General features: G+C 36.1%; 2 tRNA genes and 3 rRNA genes. All 5 read right to left on the reverse strand.

The window, feature by feature from the left end:
- Positions 1-93, reverse strand: a 23S ribosomal RNA gene (locus EDC18_RS14355); the annotation flags it as partial.
- A 459-nt stretch (positions 94-552) separates the two neighbouring features.
- Positions 553-625: transfer RNA gene (locus tag EDC18_RS14360), tRNA-Ala, on the reverse strand.
- A gap of 31 nt (positions 626-656) precedes the next feature.
- Positions 657-730 (reverse strand) — tRNA-Ile (locus EDC18_RS14365).
- 4 nt (positions 731-734) lie between these two features.
- A 5S ribosomal RNA gene (gene rrf, locus EDC18_RS14370) occupies positions 735-852 on the reverse strand.
- A gap of 361 nt (positions 853-1,213) precedes the next feature.
- A 16S ribosomal RNA gene (locus tag EDC18_RS14375) occupies positions 1,214-1,300 on the reverse strand; the annotation flags it as partial.

Genomic DNA, 1,300 nt, shown 5'->3' on the forward strand with positions numbered 1-1,300 from the left:
ATTTGCGCCTCCCCGAAGCTTTTCGCAGCTTATCACGTCCTTCATCGGCTCTCAGTGCCAAGGCATCCACCCTACGCTCTTACTATCTTAATCTATAAGTTTTTAAACAAAGTTTAAAAATCTTAACCAAATTTTTCACTCTTACTTTTTCTTAGGTTTCCTTTGCGATATGATTTAGATCGCAATTGAAATCTTAGAAAACGTTAGTTTGATAAAATTTAATCCTTCAATAGTAATATTTCTTAGAATGTAACCTTTGTTACTTTGAGTTATAACGACTTTCGTCATTATATCTTTTTTCTTCTTCAATATGCAGTTTTCAAAGTACACTGTTATTTATTGGCTTACTAGCCATTACATAATAGATTTTAATGAATCTACTATCTAATCACTAGTAAAATTATTTTTTCAGCGAATGATATGATATCACATTCATTTGTATTTGTCAACACATTTCTTTTTCTCACAAACAACGCTTAGCTATCTTATCATAGCATTCTCTTTGTGTCAACTATTTATTCACGTTAATTTTTACCTTAGTTAAAGGGTTAATGGAGATAAGGAGAGTCGAACTCCTGACCCCCTGCTTGCAAGGCAGGTGCTCTCCCAACTGAGCTATACCCCCATATTAACTTGTCCAAATAATATGATTTAAATGGGCTCAAGTGGACTCGAACCACCGACCTCACGCTTATCAGGCGTGCGCTCTAACCGGCTGAGCTATGAGCCCAAAAATCTGGCAGCCACCTACTCTCCCGGGTCGTCTCCAACCAAGTACCATCGGCCGTTTATGGCTTAACCATCGTGTTCGGTATGGGAACGGGTGTTTCCCATAAACGCATCGCCACCAGAAAGTTTTTTTATTATTAGTATTTCTTGTTTTTTACTAAACAACAATGTTCAAGTTGGTTAGTAAAAATCTTAGAAATTCTTATAAGAAAAAAATCTTTTTCCATATAGTATGTTTTGATTTTTCATCTTAATGTTCAAGATCGTTTAATGATTACATCATTAAGCCGACTTGTAAATGTTCAAGATCGTTTATTGCATTGCAATAAGCCGACTTGTAATTAATAACTAAATAGTAAAGCAACCCAAAATTTCGATATTTTATAGCTGAAGCTTCTATTGAACTAGGTTCAATGATCTTTCACTTCACGCTTGAATGTCGTTTAATAATTATCAACTAATTATTAAGCCGAATTCTCCATAGAAAGGAGGTGATCCAGCCGCACCTTCCGATACGGCTACCTTGTTACGACTTCACCCCAGTCATCGACTTCACCTTCGACGGCTCTCT

It is taken from the genome of Natranaerovirga pectinivora (genome assembly GCF_004342165.1).
In the GTDB taxonomy this organism is placed as follows: Bacteria; Bacillota; Clostridia; order Lachnospirales; family DSM-24629; genus Natranaerovirga; species Natranaerovirga pectinivora.